The sequence below is a fragment of the uncultured Veillonella sp. genome (assembly GCF_915069625.1).
In the GTDB taxonomy this organism is placed as follows: Bacteria; Bacillota; Negativicutes; order Veillonellales; family Veillonellaceae; genus Veillonella.
In genome coordinates this window covers 1-5,732 of record NZ_CAJZFD010000136.1, presented here as the reverse complement: position 1 = coordinate 5,732, position 5,732 = coordinate 1, and the positions used below count along the sequence as shown (strand labels likewise).

Annotated in this window: 4 protein-coding genes; 2 read left to right on the top strand and 2 right to left on the bottom strand. The window is 41.1% G+C overall.

Annotation, left to right across the window (positions count from 1 at the left end; all coding sequences use genetic code 11):
* Positions 1 to 1,174, bottom strand: a 1,174-nt coding sequence (locus QZ548_RS07465; protein WP_295869423.1) for an amidohydrolase, incomplete at its 3' end; no start/stop codon positions are given.
* A gap of 177 nt (positions 1,175 to 1,351) precedes the next feature.
* Between QZ548_RS07465 and QZ548_RS07460 the strand changes: the two genes are divergently transcribed.
* On the top strand, positions 1,352 to 2,134 hold the full coding sequence (locus QZ548_RS07460; protein ID WP_105094582.1) for a basic amino acid ABC transporter substrate-binding protein: 783 nt from the start codon (positions 1,352 to 1,354) through the stop codon (positions 2,132 to 2,134).
* A gap of 259 nt (positions 2,135 to 2,393) precedes the next feature.
* Complete coding sequence (locus QZ548_RS07455; protein ID WP_295869420.1) at positions 2,394 to 4,763, top strand: tetratricopeptide repeat protein; 2,370 nt, start codon at positions 2,394 to 2,396, stop codon at positions 4,761 to 4,763.
* Positions 4,764 to 4,842: 79 nt separating this feature from the next.
* Here QZ548_RS07455 and QZ548_RS07450 read toward each other — a convergent pair.
* Positions 4,843 to 5,732 (bottom strand): inverse autotransporter beta domain-containing protein (locus QZ548_RS07450; protein WP_295869418.1); only part of this gene is annotated, 890 nt, incomplete at its 5' end.

Sequence of the window (5,732 nt, the reverse complement as noted above, 5' to 3'; positions counted from 1 at the left end):
TTGCATTAAACTCAGCCACAATTTCTTCTAAGACAGTTGGATTTTCTACTAATCGCAACAATGTGCCTCCAATGATATTGGCGCCATCTACAATGGTTTGCTCAATGGTTGGTTCTAGCATAGCGTCCGCAAATTCTTTGGCATGGCACACCTTATCTGGGCCAGCCAAGCGCAATTTAGGATGGAATGCGGCACATTGATAGCTGACATTACCGATATCGGAACTGCCCCCAATGTCCGCTGGACCTGGTTCAAAATCGAGTCCCATGTCGGTCATCACCTCTTCGATGAGGTGTGTGCCGCGATGGTTTTGGTTCATATCGTCATAAGGATTTCCGTAAAACTCAACATCTACGGTCGTACCGGTACAAAGGGCAGCACCTTCAAAGATTTTTTTAATCTGTTCAGATAAACCGTTCAAATAGTCACGTTCTGTATGACGCACGGTAACCTCTAATTCGCCAGTCGCAGGAATGACATTGGATGCGGTACCACCATTAATAATCCACGTGCCGATGCGAGACTCTGGTCGCACTTGTTGGCGCAGCATATCCATGGCATGGATGGCGAGTTGCACGCCGTTTACCGCATTGATGCCATTCCAAGGCTCACCAGCCGCATGGGCCGGTTTACCGTGGTACTTGGCGCGGAAACAATCAAGGGCCAAGAATTGTGAATTAGGCCGCGTTTCTTCGCCATCAAGATGCACCATAATGGCAAAATCATAATCCTTAAACACGCCAGCGTTGCACATATCCACCTTGCAGCCCATCGCTTCCTCATCAGGTGTGCCGATGATGTCAATGTCCATATTGAAAGCTACGCCGTCTTGCTGCATCTTATGTAATGCAAGGGCTGCTAAGGTACTCATAGAGCCACTGGCGCAATGGCCACACGCATGGCCCACATCTGGCAACGCATCATATTCACATAAAATCGCCAAACGTCCTTTAGGATGATCTACTTTCACAGCAGATGCCTTAAACGCTGTTGGCAAATTGCAGAACTCATAAGTCACAGGGATACCGTGCTTTTCAAGAACAGCTCCGATTGTCTTAACGGATTTAAATTCATGACTAGACAGTTCAGGATTCTTCGCCAATGTATAATTAATGGTGAAAGCCTCCTGGGCGAAGTTTTCACAAGCACTGGAAAATTGTTCAATAAGAGACATAGGTCCTCCTAAATGTATGTATAAATAATCGACCTTATTTAGTAAAAGGTACATTTCGTGTACTTAATTTGTTTACGTACCTTTAATTATACAATGTTATTGCCTATTATTGTAAAATTCCGTACAATATAAACAGAATTTGATAAACCATGTATATGGATGTTTGAGGAGGTTTCTATGTTTAAGTTCAAAAAATTGACAGCCATCGCCCTCGTAGCGGTAGCAGCAATGGGTTTATTGGCTGGTTGTGGTAATGACAAACCAAAAATGACACAACAAGAAGGTGTATTGCGTGTAGGTTCTGAAACTACATTCCCACCATTCGAATTCACTGAAGGCGATAAATACGTTGGTTTCGACGTTGATTTGTCCGAAGCAATTGCTAAAAAACTTGGTTTAAAAATGGAATTCAAATCCATGGGCTTCGATGCTTTAATTCCAGCAGTTCAATCTGGCGACATCGATATGATCGCAGCAGGTATCAATGCTACACCTGAACGTGAAAAAGCATTGGACTTCTCCGATGTATACTTCGACCAAGGTGGTTTCATCACAGTTGTTCGTAAAGACAACACAACAATCCATAACATGGATGAATTAGCAGGTCATACTGTAGGTGCTCAAATCGGTACTATCCCTGTTGAAATGGCTCAAAAAATCCCTAATACAACAGTAAAACAAATTGATTCCAATGCTAATATCTTCATGGAATTGAAAGCTGGTACAATCGACGGTGCTATCATCGATAACGCAGTGGCTATGTACTACCTTAAACAAGGTGCTGACAAAGACCTTAAACTCGTAGGCGAACCTACTAAAGCTGAAGGTACAGTTCTTGGCATGAAAAAAGGCAACAAAGCTTTACAAGAAGCTGTTAACAAAGCTCTTAAAGAACTTAAAGAAGACGGCACTTACCAAAAAATCTACGACAAATGGTTCGGCGATTATAACAAAAAATAATAGTGATTCTAAGGAATTAGGATAACTATATCCCCTCTGAAAGATTTCAGATTTCACAGCAACGTAAATCAAAATCTATGCAGAGGGGATTTTTTTGTTTAAGTTATCCCTTTTCAAGTCGTATAGGAAACTAACATAATCTCATAAATATTAAATTCAAATCAGCTAAAACTCTTAGAAGTACCGCTATTTCCTCTTTTACCGTACCAAGTGTTCGTTATATAATAAATGTGTATTCTATCGTATAAAAGGAGGCCTAATGGCACAGTACTTTACGGAACGCCTGCAAAAGGTCTTCCACATGATTTTTAAATCATACAATCAAGAAATGGCCCAAGAAGGTTTGCGCCAATTAGAACTGATTGTAAATAATCAGCATAGTCCTGAGCAACCGAATCATCGGGCGTTGAGAAACGACATGACAACGTCGCTGGAAAACGAAATCGACACTAAAGAGGACGCATTAAAAATAGCCAATGATCCAGAGGCTCGCGAGATAGCTGATGCGTATGCTTTGTTGGCTCGTATCTATGCAGGGCCACGCTTTACATGGGAGGAGTCAAACTTTCCAGAAAATAACATGCGTACCTATCAATGCTTGCACGATAGCATTCGCCGTTGTAGTCCTATCGGTACCTTACAAGCATTACGTATCAATGGAACGATTACACCTACTGTTGAAAAGGATATGTTAATATCCTTTGACGATGCATTTTGTATTGTTTATGACTACGCGGAGCAAGGTGATGCTTTTTGCCAATACATTATAGGCAATGTCTTTTTCTGGCGCGATGACGACCGTATCAGCCTTGCAAGGGATATGATTACACCACCTCGCCTCAGTTTGGCAAAACGCATCCAACAGAGCTTGCAAAAAGGTTCTATACAGGAACGCCTTATAGCCTTACAAGGTACTATTTCCAACGAAACATTACAGGGAAATGCCACTAAACTCGCCAAGGAATGGTTTAACAAGGCACTCAATAACGGACTCGCCATGTTTCAAGGCAATTTACGCAACATCTATATCGACGAAGGCGATTTTAATAATGCACGTCGCGTAGCTTTAACCGCTGCTGAGCTAGGTAATCCAACCATGATGCTCTACACCGGTCTAGACTGTCATGAAAACGGAAAATTTGAGGATGCTTTCACATGGTTTACAAAAGGTGCCGCCCTAGGTCAAGCTGAAAGTACCGCTGAATTAGCGGATTATTACTATCATTTCTATGATGCCAAAGAGCTCCGCAGAGTCATTCCCTATGACCCTGTAAAGGCTATTGGACTCTACCGCCGTGCAGCTACTAAATATTTCAGTGATGCTGGCTATGCAGCATTACAAGCTGCCTTTGGCTATATCTTCCACATTGGTCACCTACCGCTAGACTGGGGCCTCATTGCAGATTTAACCCACATGGCAGCCACAAAAGAGCGTTTTATGTTCTCCCTGCCATATATTGGTTATATGCGAATCCATGGCTTAGGGGTAACGAAAAATATACGTTTCGGTGTGCAATCCTTAACACGTGTACTAGATGAGGAAAAGCGCGCATTAGAAGAGGAAGATCGTGTTCTCTTCTACGATATTACACGAGCTTTAACGCGAGTTGCCTTAGGGTATGCCTATGAAAAAGGCTATGTCACAGGCAAACCTGATTTAGATGCCGCTGTAGCCTATTACGAAGAGTCTCATCAATATATACTATCTCACAAGGCAAACCTTGATGAAGAGCTAAAGGATATCCCTATCGATAATGAAGCAGAAGAGCGCTTAGCAGCCTTCGAAGAAATAGATGGCCATTGGCACTATAAAGAGGGCTTTACAGAGTCTACCTCAACAGTACGGCCTGGTCATACTGAATGGCCTCAAAATGCGGCTCGCTTATCTGCAAATATGGATGACTTCTTATGGGATACCACCTTATATGATTGGCAAACCATTAAGCATGCCTTAGAATCACAAGACGAAATGAAACTGAGCTTTTACAATCATTTCCTCTCCATACCAGACAAGCTACGAAACATCTTTAAGCTAGATGTAAAGCGTATGCCACGTGATACGTACCAAGTCAGAATACATGGCTATGACCCTACAGAAGGTCAAGAGATGATCTATCGAGCGCTATTCAAGAAAGAGGATGCTATACATCTGTTAAAAGACCTTTATGATAATCATCAGTTACCTGTATTTGGTGCTAACTGGTCTATTGAAAAGAATGAAGAAAAACCAACGTGGCACTATGTACTCGATGTAGATCAACAAGCATTCCTACTTGAGGAATACGATGATGCGAATGCCATGATACAAACCGCATTACAAGGCTTAAAAGACAAAAAGTACGAACAAATTAATGTCCGTACCCATGACTTTATCGGCCCTTCCTATTTTATTTTCAGAGGCAATCACGCAAATCCATTTAGAGTGCAACTCTATCTGAAAGAATCCATGCGCCACTCCATCGACAAGGATGGAAAACCTCTAGATACGCCAGGTAATACCTATTTATTTGAACAACATTTAGGTAACGAAGTATCATTAAACTACTGGATTCAAAAAACGATTAATACCTTAGAAATCCCTGAACTAGACAACTGGAAAAAGCTCAGTGTCCCAAAGGCATTACAATAGAAATAACCGAAAACATAAAAAGAGCTAGTACATAAAATGTACTAGCTCCTTTTTTATAAACTATGAACAAGCTAAACTATTATAAATGATCATGAGGGTAATGAACACGGAAGTCCCCATTTAGTTCCATAGCCTGAATATCTTGTCGTTCAATCTTATCGAGCATTTTAGAACGAGCAGTTGTCATGCTATTATCACTATGCTTTCCACCAAAGAGAGCGAACTTAGATTTACCAAGGGTATACAATGTTTGTACATAAAACTCTCCGGAGTGACCAAATGGTTTATCATAGCCCATGCCTACCGAGATGTGAGGTGTCACATTTACATTGATACCGGTTTTAATACCATTTTTATAGACCCCATTTACACGGAATCCGATATTATAGTTATATATATCAGGGTTAGACCATTCTATGTCTCTAATCTCACCATTCATATGATTCCAGTGATAGCGGTCAATGTAGGCTCGAATATAACGGGCATTTTTAAAAGTTCGCGCATATCCGATATCATATCCAGAGGCAACTCGTTTTTCATGACTTTCACCAACAGAAACGTTGATGTCCGGCGTATTGAATGGTGCTGGAATCATTTCATCGCGCTTAAATATACGATAGGATGATGTTCCATTCCCTAGTGATTTATAGAAATTAGCATACAATTCATTTTCACCAGTTACATATTCTACACCTAAACTAGCACGCTTATAATGTTCTTTGAAAGCATAATCATAGAAGGTATTGATACCCACGTAGCTATGCTCCCCTTTACTTAATCGTCGATAGCCAAGTCCTATACTGCCAGTTGTCCCTATAGATTGTGTAGATTGATTAAAGTCATATTCATATACAATTCCGCCTGCATTACGAGTAGCATGATTCGCATACCCATTGGCAACTTGACTTACACCGCCATGAGAACTAACCTTGCCTTGTACAAATACTACGCTCTTAGAGTTGTTATCAT